Genomic DNA, 16,888 nt, shown 5'->3' with positions numbered 1-16,888 from the left:
CCGGCGCGCAGCGCGGTGCTGGCGCTGCCCATCGGCATCGCCAGCTCGAAGCCGCCGCGCACCGCCAGGTAGGCGCGCACGCCGCTGCGGCGGCGCTCGAAGCTCAGCGTGCTGCCGACCGGCGCGACCACGGCGCGCTCGCGCGGCAGCGGCTGCTCGTCGAGCCAGGCGTCGAGGTCGGCGCCGCACACGGCGATCACGGCGGCGCGATGAAAGCGCAGCGTGGGGCCGGTCAGCGTGATCTCGAGCGTGGCCTCGCCGGGCGCGTTGCCGACCAGCGCGTTGGCGAGCCGGTGCGCGCGCTCGTCCATCGCGCCATTGGCCGGCACGCCCAGATGCTGGTAGCCGCCGCGCCCCAGGTCCTGGAACGAGCTGAGCGCGCCGGGACGGATCACCTCGATGCTCATGCGGCCTTCCTCGGGAGATGTTCGTTGGCGGCGCGGAATTCGTCCTCGCCGATCGGCACGAAGCGCACGCGGTCGCCCGCGGCCACCAGGCAGGGCGTCTCGCGGGTGGCGTCGAACAGCGTCAGCGGGGTGCGGCCGATCACGTTCCAGCCGCCGGGCAGCATGCTCGGGTAGATCACCGACTGGCGATTGGCCAGGCCCACCGAGCCCGAGGCCACCGAGGTGCGCGGCGTGGCGCGCCGCGCCACCGCCAGCGCCGGATCGAACAGGCCGAGGTAGGGGTGCCCCGGCGCGAAGCCGAGCATCATCACGTCCACCAGGCTCGCGCTGTGGCGGCGAATCACTTCGGATTCCGCGATGCCGCAGGCCTGGGCCACGCCGGCCAGGTCGGGGCCGTGCAGGCCGCCGTAGCAGACCGGGATCTCGATCACGCGGCCCGCCCCGGCTTGCTCGGCATGGCCCGCGCCGGCCTGCCAGGCCTCGGCCAGGCAGGCGCCGACCAGGCGTTCGAGCGCGGCATAGGGCGAGCCGTCGGCGCGCGTGAAGGGCACCCGCTCCAAGGCGTAATGCACGCCCACGGTGGCCATCGCCGGCACGATGTCGAGCACGAAGGGCAGGCGCGCCGCGCCGATCGCGGCCGCCGCGCGGCGCGCCGCCAGATTGGCGCGGCGCAGGTCCGGCGCATGCAGGTCGACGATCAGCAGGCGCTCGCCCGAGGGCGCGAGCGTCCAGCGCGTGGCGTCGTCGGCAGCGGCCGGCTGGGCGGGGAGTGAGTGGCGCATCGCGGGCGTGGCGTGGCTCGGGCGGCGGGGCGTGCTTACTTCGCGAACAGCGAATCGATGTTCGCGAAGGCCTTGAATTCGAGCGCATTGCCCGACGGATCGAGGAAGAACATGGTGGCCTGCTCGCCCACCTCGCCCTTGAAGCGCACGTGCGGCTCGATGATGAACTTCATGTCGGCGCCCTGCAGCCTGGCCGCGGCCTCCTCCCATTGCGACATCGACAGCACCACGCCGAAGTGGCGCACCGGCACGGCATCGCCGTCGACGGCGCTGGTATGGCGATGGCCGCATTCCTCGGGCGCGAGGTGCGCGACGATCTGGTGGCCGTAGAAATTGAAGTCGACCCACTCGGGCGCGCTGCGGCCCTCGGGGCAGCCGAGCAGCTCGCCGTAGAACTCGCGCGCGCTGGCGATGCTGTGGACCGGGAAGGCCAGGTGGAAGGGCGGCTGGGAAAGGGGCGCGGTGCTCATGTCGAGATCCATTGCGGGGTGTTTCGAATCGAGGGGCGCGTGCCGGCCGGCTCGATGGCGGTGCCGGTCACGCAGGATGAGAGCCAGTCTATGCATGACAAAATTCGCTGAAAAACGATATATTTTGTGACTTGGCATAAATAATTTCGATCAATCGAACCATGATCCGCGAGCTGAAGACCTTTCTTTCGGTGGTGCGCTACGGCACCTTCGCGCGCGCCGGCGCCCAGGTGGGCCTGACCCAGTCGGCGGTCAGCGCGCAGATCCAGCGGCTGGAGGACGAGCTCGGCTTCACGCTGTTCGATCGCACCGGCCGCTCGGCCACGCTGAACGCGGCGGGGCGGCGCACCGTGGAGCGCGCCGAGGAGCTGCTGGCCGCCTATGCGCGCCTGGCCAACGAGGGCGCGGCGGAGCCCGACACGGGGCTGCTGCGGATCGGCGCGATCGCCTCGGCGCAGACCTCCCTGCTGGTGCAGGCCATCGCGCTGTTCCGCGAACGCGCGCCGGGCTGGCGCGTGCGCGTGATGCCGGGCGTGTCGCTGAACCTGCTCGCGCAGGTCGATTCGGGCGAGGTGGACGGCGCGGTGCTGATCAAGCCGCCGTTCGCGCTGCCGGCCGAACTGCAGTGGCGCGCGCTGGTGCGGGAGCCCTTCACGCTGCTGGTGCCGCGCGCGCAGCGCAATGGCGACTGGCGTGCGTTGCTCAAGAGCGAACCCTTCATCCGCTACGACCGGAATTCCTTCGGGGGCCGAATCGTCGAGCGCTGGTTGCGCAAGATGCGCCTGAACGTGCAGGACGTGGTCGAGCTCGACGAGCTGCAGGCCATCGTCGAGCTGGTGGCGCGCGGCGTCGGCGTCGCCCTGGTGCCGCAGGCGGCGGCGCTGCGGATTCCGCGCACGGCGGTGGCGCTGCCGCTCGACGGCGATCCGCCGAGCCGCGAGATCGGTTACGTCGAGCGCACGGCGGGCGAACGGCCGGCGGCGGCGGCGACCTTCGCGGCCTGCGTGGCCGCCGCCGCCGAGGCTGCGCAGGCCGGGAAGGCGGCCGAGGCTCGATGAGGGCCTTGAAAGCCTTGAAAGCAAACCGCCGCCGGCGGCGCTTGCCGATGCATCAGTAGGGATATCCGGGCCGCCCCGGGCTTGCCGGGCAGCGCTGCGAGCCCCGCCCGGCAAGGCTCGCCGGGTATTTGTTCTTCATATGGAAACACTGTTGTCGCAATTTAAGTGTTAACCCTAGGTTTCGATGCGTCCTACACTTCAGTCCATCGGTTGAGCAACACAGCGACCGAATGCACAACACCCTGGAGGTATCGATCATGAAGAACCTGATTCAAGCCGTCGCCATCGCAGCCGCTCTCGTGGTTCCCGCCGCTGCATTCGCCCAGACCCAATCGAATGGCGCCGTGACGCGTGCCCAGGTGCGCGCCGAACTGGTGCAGCTCGAGCAGACCGGCTGGCGTCCGGCCGCGGGCTCCGATCCGCGCTATCCCGACGACATCCTGGCAGCCGAGAAGAAGGTGGCCGCGCTGAACGGCGCCGACACCAGCGGCTACGGCGGCGTCAGCAACAAGGTGCAGGCCGGCAGCCCGATCGGCCGCGGCGTCTCGAAGTCCGACTGGGACGCGATGTACAGCCATCCCTGAGCACGGCATCGTGATCGCGGGCGGCGAGCTTGCCGATTCAGTCAGTGATACGAAATGATCGTATTCGATCGGAGCCGGCCGCGATGCAGGTGGTGAGTGGTGAGTAGTGAGTGGTGGTAGCTGGTGAGTGGTAGTGGTTGAGGTCGCAGTCGTGGTTGTCTTGCAGCAGTTGGCGGTTGAAGTCGCAGCAGGTAGCACGCAAGTTCGTAGCAGGAAGTACGCAGTGAGTGCCGTTGAAGCAAGCTGTAGCCGTTGTGTTGGAAGCCATGCAGTGAGTGGTGAGTGCTAGTCGAACGGGCGGCGCCTTGCGTCGCCCGTTCTCCATTCCAGGCTCGGCCATCGCCTATCGCAAATACGGCGCGGCATTCATGCATTCTCATCATTTCGGTATTATCGATTTGATATAAATGCCGATTTATCGGTTCGCCGCGTGATTGGCGGTTGCCTCATTTCGCCCGGATTTCCAGTGCCGGCGCGTGTTTTCCCATTACTCCCGAATCTCCCCGCCACCTGGCGTTTCCAGCCCGGAATCGCCGGTCGAACGCACGTCGCCGGCCGAGTGTCGTCTGTATCCGACACTTTCCCTTGGAATCGTTTACGTTGCGCCGACGTATCGATATATTTCGGCAGATATTTCGACGTCAACCCGCCGCGCTGCCGATATCCCCGGGCGCGGCCTGTCCCGTGCCCTCGCGGCGAAGGACGGCTGGTCCGATCGACCGCGCGCCGTCCCGGGGCTCGATGTCCTCCATGACGTTTCACCGGGTTCGACCGATCGCGGGCCGCATGGCCCGCGAGGGGCGCTTGCGCGCGCAAGCTTCGCGCGCGGGCCGCGTCGAGCACGATGTTTTTGGTTTTTTCCATCGCGTCGCGGGCGCCGGCTTCGGTCGGCCGCGCGCGGCGCCACCCTCATCAGGAACAACAATGAAGAAGACCATCGCCCTGGCGGCACTCGGCGCATTCGGCGCCGCGGCTCATGCACAGAGCAGCGTCACGCTGTACGGCGTGATCGACGCGGGGATCACCTATACCAACAAGGCGGCTACCGCCAGCGGCCACGACAAGCTGGTCAAGTACGGCGACGGCGTCGCGCAGGGCAGCCGCTGGGGCATCCGCGGCAGCGAGGACCTGGGCGGCGGGCTCAAGGCGATCTTCGTGCTCGAGAGCGGCTTCAGCAGCGGCGACGGCACGCTGGGCCAGGGCGGCGCGCTGTTCGGCCGCCAGGCCTACGTGGGGCTGTCGAAGTCGAATGTCGGCACGCTGAGCTTCGGCCGCCAGTATTCGTTCTCGACCGACATCATCGGCGCGAACTACTCGGCCGGCAGCCAGACCGTGGCCGGCAACTACGCCTACCACATCAACGATCTCGACCAGCTCACCTCCAGCCGCATCAACAACGCGGTCAAGTTCAGCAGCGCGAACTTCTCGGGCCTGACCTTCGGCGGCCTGTACGGCTTCTCGAACTCGACCAGCTTCGCCGGCTCGCCCACGGTGGGCACCACCCAGGGCTCGTCGAGCACCTACAGCTTCGGCGCGAACTTCGCCCAGGGCCCGTTCAGCATCGGCGCGGCCTATACCAACATCCGCTTCCCGAACGCGGCCGCGCCGGCCTTCAGCGTCAGCATCGCCAACGTCAACACGGCCGGCCTGCGCGACCTCGAAACCTTCGGCGTGGGCGCGCGCTACACGGCCGGCCCGGCGCTGGGCTGGGTTAACTGGACGCACACGCGCTTCGAGCCGCTCAACGCGGCCGCCTCGACGCTGAACAACTACGAAATCGGCGGCAAGTACCAGGTCACGACGCCGCTGGCGGCCAGCCTGGCCTATACCTTCTCGGATCTCGACGGCGGCTTCGACGGCCGTTGGCACCAGCTCAGCGGCGCGCTCGACTACGCGCTGTCCAAGCGCACCGACGTCTACCTGCTGGCGATCTACCAGCACGCGGCCGGCAGCAACGTGGTGAACGGCCGCTCGGTGCCGGTGCAGGCCGAGATCGGTTCGTCCTCGTCCTTCATCGGCAATGCCGGCGCGAACTCGCAGTTCGCCACGCGCGTGGGTATTCGCCACCGCTTCTGATCGAGGCCGGGGCAGGGCGCTCGCCCTGCCGAGGGGCGGGAAAAGCATCGGGCGGGACCGGCAACGGTCCCGCCCGATGTCGTTGATGCGCGGCGCGCCATGAAAAACGCCGCGCACGGCGAGCGGCCGGCGCGGCGCGAGGATGCGCGCAGGCGCGCGCGTTTCAGCGGTTCACGAGCTGCTTCGGGTAAGCCAGCGCGAGCGCGCAGCCCACCAGCATGCAGACCGCGAAGCCGTACAGGCCGGCGCTCTGGGTATGGAAGGTGTCGCGCAGCCAGCCGATGAAGTAGGTGCTGCCGAAGCCGCCCAGGTTGGCCAGCGAGCAGGCGAAGGCGATCCCGCCCGCGGCGGCGGCGCCCTTCAGGAACATCGAGGGCAGCGACCAGACCACCGGCATCGCCGCGGCCGCGCCGGCATTGACCAGCGAGAACAGGATCAGGGTGCCCAGCGTGCCGTGCGGCGCGGCGGCCGCGATCACCAGCGAGACGGCCGCCACCGCGAAGGGCACCACGATATGCCAGCGACGCTCGCGCGTGCGATCCGAGCTGGCGCCGCAGTAGAGCGTGGCGAGCACCGCCGCCGCGTTCGGGATCACCATCAGCCAGCCGATCTGGTAGGCGTCCTTCACGCCGGTATCGCGCAGGATGGTGGGCAGCCAGAAACTCACCGCGTAGAGCCCGAGCAGCACGCACAGGTCGATCATGCCGAGCGCCCAGACCTTCGGGTCGGTGAAGGCGCGCAGCAGCGCGTGGCTCTTGTGGCCGCCCGCGTCGCTGTCGAGATTGGCGCGCAAGGTTTTCTTCTCGTCCTCGGCCAGCCAGGCGGCGGTCTCGATCGAGTTCGGCAGCCAGCGCAGCACCGCGAAGCCGAGCGCGATCGAGGGCAGCGCTTCCAGCAGGAACAGCCACTGCCAGCCGCCCAGGCCGTGCGCGCCGTCGAAGGCGCGCATGATCCAGCCCGAGATCGGGCTGCCCACCATGCTCGACAGCGGCAGGCCGACCATGAACAGCGCGACGATGCGGGCGCGGCGCGCGTCGGGGTACCACTGCGTCAGGTACAGCAGCACGCCGGGCAGGAAGCCGGCTTCGGCCGCGCCGAGCAGGAAGCGCAGCACGTAGAACTGGGTCGGCGTCTTCACCAGCAGGGTGGCGCCCGACAGGATGCCCCAGGTGATCATGATCCGCGCGATCCAGAGCTTGGCGCCCACGCGCTGCAGCACCAGGTTGCTCGGCACCTCGAACAGGATGTAGCCGGCGAAGAACAGCCCCGCGCCGAGCCCGTAGATCGAATCGCTGAACTTCAGCGCGTCGAGCATCTGCAGCTTGGCCAGGCCGATATTGATGCGGTCCAGGTAGGCCGCGAAATAGCAGAGACAGAAGATCGTGACGAGACGGATCGTGACCTTGCGGTACAGCGCCGCGTGTTGCGCCGGGGCGGCCGGCACGGCCGCGTTCGGATGAGTCGTTGACATGGGACTGCCCCTGTTCGGATAGGACGGTTGGGTTGGTGCCGGTCGCTACGGTCACTTGCGCGATGACGCCCGGGAGTCTGTATATCACGCCATTTAATGAGCGTACACACTACAAAAACCGGCCTGGAACGAGAGCCGGGAAACGATCCTCCGCAATCTCTTTATAGGCGCTGGATGCCTTGTTTTGCTAGGTGTTTTCATCAATGCCGGATCGGTGCACGGGTCTCGGTGCGGCGTGATCGGCTTGCACCCGGATAGTGCGAGTACGCCATAAATTGAAGCGTGTACATCATGATTCGATGCCCGTGGACTGCATGCATCTTCCGTGCCTGTTCGCGCCGTGGCGCGTGACACCTGATGCAGGCGCGACGACGGGCGAATCCCGTGAGGAATACGAAACTCGAGGGTGTACACTTCCTCACTTTCGACCCCGGGCCGCCAGGCCTCGCCGTTCATGCCGTCCTCCCGCGATTCCTACGATTTTCACGACCAGATCGGCCATCTGCTGCGACGCGCCTACCAGCGCCACGTCGCGATCTTCCAGGAGGCGATCCCGGATTCCGACCTGACGGCCGCGCAGTTCGTCACGCTCTGCACGGTCAAGGAAACCAGGGGCTGTTCGCTGAACGACATCGTCAAGGTCACGGCGATCGACCAGGCCACCATCCGCGGCGTGGTCGAGCGGCTCAAGGTGCGCTCGCTGGTGGAGGTGCTGCCCGATCCGAGCGACGGGCGCAAGCTGCTGGTACGCGCCACCGCCGCCGGGCTGGCACTGATCGATCGCACCGTGCCCTTCGCCAAGCAGGTGACCGAGCGCACCTATGGGGCGCTGAACGTCGGCGAGCGCGTCGCGCTGCAGTACCTGCTCAACAAGATGCTGGAGAGCGACGGCGAATGAGCGTCGGCGCCGCGCTGTTCGGGCGCGGCGTGCCGGGACGCGCGGCTGGCATGAGATGCGATGCGAGGTTCGGCATGTCTCTGCGCGCTTGCCTGCGTTCGCCTGCCTCGGGCGGCATCAATCGACGCCAACCACGCCAGGCAGCACCGACCGGCGCCTGATGGCGCGCGGCGCGCTCAGGCACGCTCCGGCGCCGACGCTTCCAGCAGGCGGCCGGCGGCGCGCAATCCTTCCCTCACCGTCTCCGCATTGAAAGGCGGCGCGTACAGGCGCACGCCGGTCGCGTCGAAGATCGCATTGGCGAGCGCGGCCGGCCCCGGCACCGAGGCCGATTCGCCCGCGCCGAGCGGCGGCTCGCCCTGGCGCGGCATCAGCACCACGTCCACGGCGGGCAGCTCGGGGAAGGTCAGGATCGGGTAGCTGGCCCATTCGCGCGCGGCCACCTTGCCGTCCACGAAGCGAACGCGCTCCTTCAGCGAGCGGCTCAGCACCTGGATCACGTTGCCGTGGATCTGGTGGCGCACGCCGTCGGGGTTGATCATGGTGCCGGTGTCCTGGCCGACCGTCACGCGCTCCACCCGTATCTCGCCCGTCACGCGATCCACCAGCAGCTCGACGATCCAGGCCGACCAGGCCGCGCCGAAGCCGGGGAAGCGGCTGTGCACGTAGCGCGCGTAGGCGATGCCGCGTCCGCGCGCGAGCCGCGCCTCGTCGGGCCTCGCCTGCGGCCGAGGCACCCAGCCGGCGCGTTGCGCCACCGCCTGCAGCAGCTCGGCCGCGCGCGTGTCGGCCAGGTGGCGCAGCCGGAATTCCAGCGGGTCGACGCCGGCCAGCGCCGCGCACTCGTCGGCGAAGGCGTCGTGGGCGAAGGAGTTCGGCAGCGCGGACACGCCGCGAAACCACGAGGAGCGCACCAGCGGTGCGAGGTCGTCGCAGACGAAGCGCCGGTTCGGGCTCTCGTAGGGCGATACCGCCGTGCGATCGCCCATCTCGAACACGCGCGGCTCGGCGGGGATCGTGCCGGTCAGCAGCGAGGCCAGCAGCGGCGCGTCGTTGGACGGGTAGCGGGTGGCGAAGTCGTAGCCGAGCAGGCGGCCCTCGCGGCTCACGGTGCCGGTGACCGAGACCACCTGGCCGGTGCCCTTGGGCTCCCACAGATGTTCGTCGGCGCGCGTGAGCTGCACGCGCACCGGGCGGCCGACCGCGCGCGAGAGCAGCAGCGCGTCGCCGCAGACGTCGTCGGCGCCGTTGCGGCCGTAGCAGCCGGCCGCCTCCATGCGCACGATGTCGAGGTCGGCCTCGTCGCGGCCGACCAGGGTGGCGAGGTCGTAGCGCAGCGTGACGGGGTTCTGCGTGCCGGACCACACGGTGATGCGGCCTGCTCCCGCGGCGCGATAGTCGGCCAGCGCGCAGGACGGGCCGATCGAGCCGTGCAGCTGGTAGGGCCAGACGTAGGTGCGCGAGAGGGTGATCGCGCCGGGCGTGTCGCGCGCCGCCTCGACATCGCCTTCCTCCAGCAGCGGGCGGCGCGTGGCCGGCGCGGCCTCGATCGCCGCGCGCGGATCGTCGAGCGAGGGCAGCGGCGGCAGCGGATGCCAGCGCACGCGCAGCTCGCGCGCGGCGCGCATCGCCTGTTCCTCGCGCTCGGCCACCACGCCGACGAAATCGCCGAGCGTCACCACCGCGACGATGCCGGGCAGATGGGCGATCGACTCGCGCTCGACGCCGGCCAGCAGGCGGCCGACGAAGGGGCCGCTGTCCAGGCCGCTGTAGGGCGGGCGGATCACGCGGCCGTGCAGCATGCCGGGCACGCGCATGTCGTGCACGAAGGTGAGCTGGCCGGTGGCCTTGGCGGGCAGGTCGACGCGCGGCGACGAGCGGCCGATCACGCGGTAGCGCGACGGGTCCTTGACGGGCGTGTCGAGCTCGAGCTCCAGCGCGAGGCGCAGGCCGCTGACCAGTTCCGCGAAGCTCAGGCGCCGGCTTGCGTCGATCGGGCTGCCGCGCTGATCCTTGCCATCGCCATCGCCATCGCCATCGCCATCGCCATCGCCATCGCCATCGCCATCGCCATCGCCATCGACGATCGAAACGACTCCGCCGTCGCTCGCCAGCCGTTCGAGCGGCACGCCCAGCCGCGCGGCGGCCAGTTCGAGCAGCTTGCGGCGCGCCTGGGCGGCCGCCGCGCGCAAGGGCTTGGCGGAGATCTGGATGGTCGCGCTGGCGATCGTCGGGCCCTGGTTCGGTGTCGCCGCCGTGTCGCCCAGCAGCATCTCGACCTGGGACGGCAGCAGGTCGAGTTCCTCGGCGACGATCTGGCCCAGCGAGGTGCGGATGCCGGTGCCGAGGTCGACGTGGCCGTTGAAGGCGAGCACGCGGCCGTCGTCGAGGATCGCGACGAATACCTCGGCCACCTCGGGCGTGTACGAGGACAGGCTGCCGGGCTGGCCCGGGGCGGGCCTGACGGGGGCCGCGGGGCGCCGGATCACGCTCAGGCAGCCGTCGCGGGCAAGCAGTTCGGAGCGGTTCACGGGCATCGGTTCCGCGAGGAGGGAGGAAGGCCGGACGACGAGGCGCGAGGCGCGCCGGCATCCGGCAATCTAGTTGGCCAAAACGCGCCGGTCAATCTTGCGGGCGGGTCGGGGCGATGAAGCGGGGCGATGAAGCGGGCCGAAGAAGCGGGCCGATGAATTGAGCCGATGAATCGAGCAGGTCAATTCAGCCCCGCCGGCCTTCAGCCGCTTGCCTTCGCCGGGCCAGCGCGCGAGGCGAGCCGGAGCGGCGAGGGCGAATGCGGCGTCGACCTCGACCTCGACCTCGACCTCAGCGCGCCGCCTGCACCGCCTCGATCGCGGCGATCGCCTCGTCGAGCGGCATCACGGCCGCGTACTTCTGCGCCATGTCGAACAGGTTGGCCTCGTGCGGGGCGATCGCGCGGTCGCCCACGCAGTCCGACAGCACGAAGGGCCGGAAGCCGAACGACATCGCGTCCACCACGCTGGCGCGCACGCAGCCGCTGGTCACCGCGCCGGCCACCAGCAGGGTGCGCACCGCGCGCTGGGTGAGCCAGGGCGCGAGCTGGGTGCCGAAGAAGGCCGAGGGCACCTGCTTGCGCACCACCAGCTCGCCGGCCGCGGGCGCGAGCTCGGGGACGATCTGGCTGTTCGGGTGATCCTCGGTGAGGGTGGCCATGCCGGGCACCTTCAGCGAGAACACGTTGTCGTCGCTGCCGTCCTCGGCATAGACGATGCGGCTGTGCGCGACCGGCCAGCCGCGTTCGCGCGCGATCGCCAGCGCCTGGCGCGTGCGCGCGATCGCGGCCGGGATGTTGCCGCCGCCGAAGGTGGCGGGATCGGCGAAGCCGACCACCAGGTCGATGATCAGCAGGCCGATGTTGCCGGCCGGCGGCAGCGGCGTGCCGAAGCCCTGCTGGCGGTAGACGCCGGCTTCGGCGTGGCGGGACAGTGTATCGATGGTGCTCATGCGCGGGCCTCGTCAGGCGGGTTGGTCGAGCACGCGCCCGTCGCGCACCACGACCTCGTCGTCGAGTTGCACGGTGCAGTGGCGCAGGGGAATGTCGATATGGCAGGTGGTGGTGCGATCGCCGCCGCCCTCGTTGTTCGGGCCGAGCGAGAACAGGAAATTGCCCTCGAAGGCGCGCGCGTCCATGCCGATGGTGGCCTCGCGATCGTAGAGACCCAGCGTGGACCAGCGCGCGCGCGGCTGCAGCCCCCAGCCGATATGCGAGATCGCATAACCTTCGGGATCCTGGAAGGTCTCCATGTAGTCGCGCAGCAGCGCGGCATCCACGCCGCCCTCGATGCGGGTGGCGTAACCGCCTTCCACCGTCAGCACGATCGGCTCGGAAACATAGTGCTTCTGCGGCAGCAGGATGTCGCCGCGGTCGATCACGATGGTGCCGTGCGCGCCACGGTCGTTCGGGAAGGTCAGCGCGAAGCCGCTCGGCCAGTGGTCCCAGCGGCCCGGCTCGTCGACGTAGCCGTATTCGGCGGTCGGCCCGAAATCGCCGAGCGGGCAGACCAGCGCGGTGCCGGCCGGCGAGCTGACGCGCATCTCGCGCGCGGCCGAGATCTTCGCCGCGGCGGCCAGCACGCGCGTGCGGTCGCCCTCGGTGGGCACCAGGCGCGCCAGCACCTCGGGCGGCTCGACGGCCAGCAGGATCTTGGTGCCGGACTTCAGGATGTCGTGCTGCTCCGGGGAGAACAGCAGGGTCATCAGGTCGAGCACCAGGTCGCTGGCCTTCAGGGCCGCGATCGCGGCGCGGTTGCCGGTCAGCGGCGTGGTGCCGAGATAGGCCAGCGAATCGCGGCTGAAGGCCTTCTCGCCGTTCACGGGCGGCAGGTCCAGGCGGTTCACGATCGCCCCCATCTGCTGGGTGGCGATCAGCGCGCAGGACAGCGTCTGCGGATGGGTGGAGGAACTGGTCAGGATCGTCACGGTCTGCCCCGCCTCGAGGCGCGACAGCGTCAGCACGCGCTTCCACGCGTCGATCAATTGGAAATCGCTAATCGGCATGTTCGGCTCCGTTCGAATCAGGCTGCGGCCGTGGCGCCCGTGGCGGGCAGCAGCGGCGCGCCGAGGAAATCGCCGAAGGCCGCGTAGAAGCCGGTCGCGTTGTCCCAGGGAATCATGTGGCCGGCGCCCGGCACGCGCACATGGCGCATCGCCGGGGTGGCGCGCTGCAGCTCGGCCACGTCCTCGTCGCGCACCACGTCGCCGCGCTCGGCGGTGATCAGCAGCGAGCTCACGCGCAGCCGCGCCGCGTCGGCATGGAAATCGTCCTGGTGGAAACCTTCGTAGGAGGCCAGCACGGCGCGCTCGTCGCAGGTGTGCAGCCATTCGGCGCGCAAGCGCAGTTCCTCGTCGGTCCAGCTCGGGCAGAAGGCGCGCATGCCCTCGGCGTTGGTGCCGGCACGCGCCAGCGCCATCGAGTCGACGTACCAGGGCAGCTTGCCCGGGTATTCGCGGCGGCCCGGCCCCGAGACGGGCGGATCGACCAGCACCACCGATTCGAGGCCCGCCTCGATCCGCAGCGCGGCGCGCGCGGCGATGCGCGCGCCCATCGAATGGCCGACCAGCACATGGCGTTCGAGCTTCAGCGCCGCGGCCAGCGCGGCCACGTCGGCGGCCTGCGCGTCGAGGCTGTAGTCGAGCGTGTCCGAGGCGGAGGACAGGCCGCGGCCGCGCACGTCGATCACATAGGTGTCGAAGCGCGCGCCGAACACCTCGCCGACGAAACCCCAGGTGATGGCCGGGCTGGTGATGCCGGGAATCAGGATCACGGCGGGCCGCGCGGCGCGCTCGCCGCTCGCGCCGCCGTAGCGCAGGTAGTGCTGGCGGATGCCGTTGGCGTGGACGTTGGCGCCGTACAGGAAGGTGGAGCTCATGATGGCGGCCTCGCTCAGTAGGCGCCCGACAGCAGCGCGCCGGCGCCCGGCACGATCGGCTCGAGATCGAGTTCGCGCAGGATCGAGTAGGTGGTGGCGATCGCGGCGGTGATCACCGGCTTGCCCGTCATCGCCTCGACCTTGGCCACCGCCGGCAGCGAGGGCATCTGCACGCAGGCCGACAGCACGATCGCGTCGGCGTCCTGGTAGGGCAGGCTCTTGACGATCTCGGGCAGGCGCGCCGGATCGTGGCGGCCGACGTCGAGGTTGTCGGGGATCTCGAGCGCGCGCCAGGCGATCACTTCGTAACCTTCGTGGCCGATGTAGTCGACCACCAGCTCGGTGAGCGGCTTCATGTAGGGCGCGACCACCACGATCTTCTTCGCGCCGATCACCTTCAGCGCATCGACCAGCGCGCCCGCGCTGGTCAGCACCGGCGCCTTGGCGCCGTTCTCGGCGGTGTGGCGCGTCAGGCGCTCCTGCGAGACGCGGTGGTAGCCGCGGCCCATCGCCATGATGGCCACCAGGCAGGCGTAGCCGAGCACGTCGACGCGCGCGTCCGACAGCTCGAGCGCGCAGCGATCGGATTCGGCATCCATCGCGGCCAGCTCCTCCTTGACCACCTTCTTCATGCGCATGCGGCTCGAATGGAAGGTGAAGCGCTCCGGGCGGATCGCCTCGCGCAGCCGCAGCATCGCGGGGATCTCGGTTTCCATGGTGGTGTTCGAGCTCGGCACGATCTGGCCGATGCGGAAGGTGCGGGTCATCAGGGGCTCCTGGGCTGCGAATGGATGGCGTCGGGTTGGCGTCGGGCGGCGTCGCGTCGATGCCGGGCCGGCATCGGCGCCGGGCGATCGCCGGATCTGAGGCAAAGTCTAGCGTGTACGTTTGAATATCACAACGTCTCAAAAATGCCGGAAGCTTAAGGGTAATCCCTTGAATCGCTGGGTATTCGATCGATATTGGTGCGAGCGACGTGCCCGGATACGGTGCGAAAATTTTTGCTTGTGCGAATATTTTGCAGTGTGTACGCTAGATTTCATCGTAACCAGCCGCCGTGGCCGACCGTCCCGCCGCCGGCGCTCAGATGAGGAGATTCCGATGAAGCAACCCCGTATCGCGATCGTGGGCGCCGGCCTCGGCGGCACCGCCGCCGCCGCGCTGCTGCAGCGCAGCGGCTACGACGTGCGGCTCTACGAGCAGGCGCCGTCGTTCTCGCGGCTCGGCGCCGGCATCCACCTCGGCCCGAACGTGATGAAGATCATGCGCAGGATCGGCTGCGAGGACGCGCTGAACGCGATGGGTTCGCATCCGGATTTCTGGTACAGCCGCGACGGCATCACGGCCGAGGTCATGTCGCAGATCCCGCTCGGCGATTTCGCGCTGAAGACCTACGGCGCGAGCTACCTGACCGTGCATCGCGGCGATTTCCACGCGCTGATGACCCAGGCCGTGACGCCGGGCACCATCGCCTTCGGCCGCAAGCTCACGGCGATCGAGGACACCGGCAGCGAGGTGCGCCTCACCTTCGACGACGGCACCGTGGAGACGGCGGATATCGCGATCGGCGCGGACGGCGTGAATTCGCGGCTGCGCGAGCACCTGCTCGGCGCCGAGCCGCCGCGCTACACCGGCTACGTGGCGCATCGCGCGGTGTTCCCGGCCTCGCTGCTCGACAACAAGCCCTACGACATGTGCGTGAAGTGGTGGTCGGGCGACCGCCACATGATGGTCTACTACGTCACCGAGAAGCGCGACGAGTATTACTACGTGACGGGCGTGCCGCAGGCCGAGTGGCCGGCCGGCGTGTCGATGGTCGACAGCAGCCGCGATGAGATGCGCGAGGCCTTCGACGGTTTCCATCCCGACATCCAGCACCTGATCGACGTCTCGCCCTCGATCACCAAGTGGCCGCTGCTCGAACGCGATCCGCTGCCGCTCTGGAGCCGCGGCCGGCTGGTGCTGCTCGGCGATGCCTGCCATCCGATGAAGCCCCATATGGCGCAGGGCGCGGCGATGGCGATCGAGGACGCGGCGATGCTCGCGCGCTGCCTCGACGAGGTCGGCATCGCCGACTACGCGAACGCCTTCGCGCTCTACGAGGCGAACCGTGCGGCGCGCGCCTCGAAGGTGCAGCTGGTCTCGCACAACAACACCTGGCTGCGCACCAACGAGGACCCGGCCTGGGTGTTCGCCTATGATGTGTTCGGCGTGCCGCTGGAGGCGCCGAGCCGCGAGCCGGTGGCCGGCTGAGGCGGTAGCGGCAAGGGGCGCTGGCCGGGCGCCCCGCGCATCAAGGGGCGGCGAGGCCTGACGGAGGTTCGAGGCCGCCCCGGCCGGAATTTCGGCGAGGTATAACGGAATCGCGCGGCCTGCGCCGCGCGGAGTTGCCTGCCGGCTCGCGCGTCTGCCACGCGCGTCGGCCTATTGAATCGAGTCTGTCATGTCGCATTCCGGCCATCCGGCGGGGCCGCTCACGCTCCGCGTCAACGGCGAGGTGCGCCGCGTCCCCGACGCCGCGCCCGACACGCCCCTGCTGCTGATCCTGCGTAACGATCTTGCCCTGAACGGCCCGAAGTACGGCTGCGGGCTTGGCCAATGCGGCGCCTGCACGGTGCTGGTCGACGGCCAGGCGACGCGTTCCTGCGTGGTGCCGGCCGGCGCCGCGAGCGGGCGCGAGGTCACCACGCTCGAAGGGCTCGGCACGCCCGAGGCGCTGCATCCGATCCAGCGTGCCTTCATCGAGGAGCAGGCCGCGCAATGCGGCTACTGCCTGAACGGCATGATCATGAGCGCCAAGGCCCTGCTCGACCGCGAGCCGGCGCCCGACGACGCGGCGATCCGCGAGGCGCTGCGTTTCAATCTGTGCCGCTGCGGCACCCATCTCGAGATCGTGCGCGCCGTGCAGCGCGCGGCACGTTACCTGCAAGCCGACCATGAAGCCTGATCGCGCGGTGAACGAAGCCGCGTCGACGGCGCTGGCCGAGGCGCGCGAGGCGCCGGCGGCAAGCCTGGCGACGGCGCCGGGCGAGCGCGAGGCGGGCCTGGAGGCCGAGGTCGCCTCGCGGCGCCGTGCCGAATACGGCTGGCCGACCGGCACGCCGGGCGTGAGCGCGATGCTCGATGTCGAGGCGGGGATCTCGGAGCAGGGCCGGCTCGCGAGCTGGCGCTACCGGGCGCGCCTGTCGACGGCGAGCGGCGAGGCGCGCTCGCGGCCGGTGCCGGGCGAGGCGCCCGCCTATGGCGAGCGCGCCTTGCCCTTCGTCTATCGACACGCCGAGGCGCGCATCGAGGTGGAGGATCCCGCGTTCGCGATTCCGGCGCATGCGCATGTGTTCGCGCGCGAATCGGGTCTCGACGAATGCGCGGCCGAGCTGCGCGCCGATCCCGTCGAACTGCGCCTGCGCCATCTCGATCCGGTCGCCGACGCGGGCGCGCAGGCGGTGATCCGCATGGTGAGCGAGCGGGCCCGATGGCAGGCGCCGGCGGTGGCCGTGCCGGCCTCGTCCTGGTTGCGCGGACGCGGTTTCGCCTTCGACGGGCGGCGCGTCGAGGCGGATCGGGCCGAGCAGGGCGCGCCGGGCGCCGCGTCGCTCGACGCGCGTCCGGACTGGAGCGCCTGGGTAGTCGACATCGAGGTCGATCCGGCCAGCGGCGATATCGCGCTGCGTCGCGTGGTGGCCGGGCAGGGCGCCGGCGAGCCGGGCCCCGACGGCCACCACGCGACGCAGCGA

General features: G+C 69.8%; 14 protein-coding genes and 2 pseudogenes. 7 read left to right on the top strand and 9 right to left on the bottom strand.

Features of this window, described 5'->3' with window-relative positions; genetic code table 11:
- From F3J10_RS28035 to F3J10_RS28025, 3 genes and pseudogenes are all read right to left on the bottom strand, one after another.
- Positions 1-407, bottom strand: a pseudogene (locus tag F3J10_RS28035) (carboxylase); the annotation flags it as partial.
- The gene (gene pxpB, locus F3J10_RS28030; RefSeq protein WP_167243470.1) at positions 404-1,189 is read right to left on the bottom strand and encodes a 5-oxoprolinase subunit PxpB; all 786 of its coding nucleotides are present in this window, start codon (positions 1,187-1,189) and stop codon (positions 404-406) included. The pseudogene F3J10_RS28035 and the gene pxpB, both read right to left, overlap by 4 nt.
- A 35-nt stretch (positions 1,190-1,224) precedes the next feature.
- Positions 1,225-1,659, bottom strand: a complete 435-nt coding sequence (locus F3J10_RS28025; protein ID WP_025101756.1) for a VOC family protein — start codon at positions 1,657-1,659, stop codon at positions 1,225-1,227.
- A 161-nt stretch (positions 1,660-1,820) separates the two neighbouring features.
- On the opposite strand from F3J10_RS28025, the gene F3J10_RS28020 reads away from it, so the two are divergent.
- From F3J10_RS28020 to F3J10_RS28010, 3 genes are all read left to right on the top strand, one after another.
- On the top strand, positions 1,821-2,717 hold the full coding sequence (locus F3J10_RS28020; RefSeq protein WP_167243469.1) for a LysR family transcriptional regulator: 897 nt from the start codon (positions 1,821-1,823) through the stop codon (positions 2,715-2,717).
- Between the two features lie 257 nt (positions 2,718-2,974).
- Positions 2,975-3,301, top strand: a complete 327-nt coding sequence (locus F3J10_RS28015) for a DUF4148 domain-containing protein (protein WP_013697287.1) — start codon at positions 2,975-2,977, stop codon at positions 3,299-3,301.
- Between the two features lie 924 nt (positions 3,302-4,225).
- A complete protein-coding gene (locus F3J10_RS28010; RefSeq protein ID WP_025101758.1) occupies positions 4,226-5,377 on the top strand; it encodes a porin in 1,152 nt (383 codons plus the stop codon).
- A gap of 163 nt (positions 5,378-5,540) precedes the next feature.
- Here F3J10_RS28010 and F3J10_RS28005 read toward each other — a convergent pair whose 3' ends face one another.
- The gene (locus F3J10_RS28005; RefSeq protein ID WP_025101759.1) at positions 5,541-6,848 is read right to left on the bottom strand and encodes an MFS transporter; all 1,308 of its coding nucleotides are present in this window, start codon (positions 6,846-6,848) and stop codon (positions 5,541-5,543) included.
- Positions 6,849-7,302: 454 nt separating this feature from the next.
- Between F3J10_RS28005 and F3J10_RS28000 the strand changes: the two genes are divergently transcribed.
- A complete protein-coding gene (locus tag F3J10_RS28000) occupies positions 7,303-7,746 on the top strand; it encodes a MarR family winged helix-turn-helix transcriptional regulator (protein ID WP_096749387.1) in 444 nt (147 codons plus the stop codon).
- 176 nt (positions 7,747-7,922) lie between these two features.
- Here the strand turns inward: F3J10_RS28000 and F3J10_RS27995 are convergent, their stop codons facing one another.
- The 5 genes from F3J10_RS27995 to F3J10_RS27975 all read right to left on the bottom strand — a co-directional run bounded on the left by F3J10_RS27995 (position 7,923) and on the right by F3J10_RS27975 (position 13,921).
- Positions 7,923-10,277 (bottom strand): molybdopterin cofactor-binding domain-containing protein, encoded by a 2,355-nt coding sequence (locus tag F3J10_RS27995; RefSeq protein WP_167243468.1) that lies wholly within the window; start codon positions 10,275-10,277, stop codon positions 7,923-7,925.
- Positions 10,278-10,569: 292 nt separating this feature from the next.
- A complete protein-coding gene (locus tag F3J10_RS27990) occupies positions 10,570-11,220 on the bottom strand; it encodes an isochorismatase family protein (protein ID WP_036053624.1) in 651 nt (216 codons plus the stop codon).
- A gap of 21 nt (positions 11,221-11,241) precedes the next feature.
- A complete protein-coding gene (locus F3J10_RS27985; RefSeq protein WP_047835328.1) occupies positions 11,242-12,282 on the bottom strand; it encodes a 2,5-dihydroxypyridine 5,6-dioxygenase in 1,041 nt (346 codons plus the stop codon).
- Between the two features lie 17 nt (positions 12,283-12,299).
- Positions 12,300-13,154, bottom strand: a complete 855-nt coding sequence (locus tag F3J10_RS27980; RefSeq protein ID WP_167243467.1) for an alpha/beta hydrolase — start codon at positions 13,152-13,154, stop codon at positions 12,300-12,302.
- A gap of 14 nt (positions 13,155-13,168) precedes the next feature.
- Positions 13,169-13,921, bottom strand: coding sequence for an Asp/Glu racemase (locus F3J10_RS27975; protein WP_013697294.1), 753 nt, complete (start codon positions 13,919-13,921; stop codon positions 13,169-13,171).
- A gap of 334 nt (positions 13,922-14,255) precedes the next feature.
- On the opposite strand from F3J10_RS27975, the gene F3J10_RS27970 reads away from it, so the two are divergent.
- From F3J10_RS27970 to F3J10_RS27960, 3 genes and pseudogenes are all read left to right on the top strand, one after another.
- Positions 14,256-15,407 carry an FAD-dependent monooxygenase gene (locus tag F3J10_RS27970; RefSeq protein ID WP_025098634.1) on the top strand — a complete coding sequence of 384 codons (1,152 nt, stop codon included), beginning with the start codon at positions 14,256-14,258 and terminating at the stop codon, positions 15,405-15,407.
- Between the two features lie 190 nt (positions 15,408-15,597).
- Entirely contained in the window at positions 15,598-16,101 is a 504-nt protein-coding gene (locus F3J10_RS27965; protein ID WP_025098633.1) for a (2Fe-2S)-binding protein, read from the top strand.
- A pseudogene (locus tag F3J10_RS27960) lies at positions 16,091-16,888 on the top strand (cytochrome C); the annotation flags it as partial. The gene F3J10_RS27965 and the pseudogene F3J10_RS27960, both read left to right, overlap by 11 nt.

It is taken from the genome of Burkholderia sp. Cy-637, assembly GCF_011753175.1.
Classification (GTDB): Bacteria; Pseudomonadota; Gammaproteobacteria; order Burkholderiales; family Burkholderiaceae; genus Burkholderia; species Burkholderia gladioli.
The sequence above is the reverse complement of the archived record's forward strand: the minus strand, read 5'-3'. Positions and strand labels throughout refer to the sequence as shown.

Coding starts and splice junctions, on each gene's coding strand:
- F3J10_RS28025 (WP_025101756.1), bottom strand. CDS start 1,659: ATGAGCACCGCGCCCCTTTCCCAGCCGCCCTTCCACCTGGCCTTCCCG.
- F3J10_RS27975 (WP_013697294.1), bottom strand. CDS start 13,921: ATGACCCGCACCTTCCGCATCGGCCAGATCGTGCCGAGCTCGAACACC.
- F3J10_RS27965 (WP_025098633.1), top strand. CDS start 15,598: ATGTCGCATTCCGGCCATCCGGCGGGGCCGCTCACGCTCCGCGTCAAC.
- F3J10_RS28010 (WP_025101758.1), top strand. CDS start 4,226: ATGAAGAAGACCATCGCCCTGGCGGCACTCGGCGCATTCGGCGCCGCG.
- F3J10_RS27970 (WP_025098634.1), top strand. CDS start 14,256: ATGAAGCAACCCCGTATCGCGATCGTGGGCGCCGGCCTCGGCGGCACC.
- F3J10_RS28015 (WP_013697287.1), top strand. CDS start 2,975: ATGAAGAACCTGATTCAAGCCGTCGCCATCGCAGCCGCTCTCGTGGTT.
- F3J10_RS28000 (WP_096749387.1), top strand. CDS start 7,303: ATGCCGTCCTCCCGCGATTCCTACGATTTTCACGACCAGATCGGCCAT.
- F3J10_RS27980 (WP_167243467.1), bottom strand. CDS start 13,154: ATGAGCTCCACCTTCCTGTACGGCGCCAACGTCCACGCCAACGGCATC.
- F3J10_RS28020 (WP_167243469.1), top strand. CDS start 1,821: ATGATCCGCGAGCTGAAGACCTTTCTTTCGGTGGTGCGCTACGGCACC.
- F3J10_RS27985 (WP_047835328.1), bottom strand. CDS start 12,282: ATGCCGATTAGCGATTTCCAATTGATCGACGCGTGGAAGCGCGTGCTG.
- pxpB (WP_167243470.1), bottom strand. CDS start 1,189: ATGCGCCACTCACTCCCCGCCCAGCCGGCCGCTGCCGACGACGCCACG.
- F3J10_RS28005 (WP_025101759.1), bottom strand. CDS start 6,848: ATGTCAACGACTCATCCGAACGCGGCCGTGCCGGCCGCCCCGGCGCAA.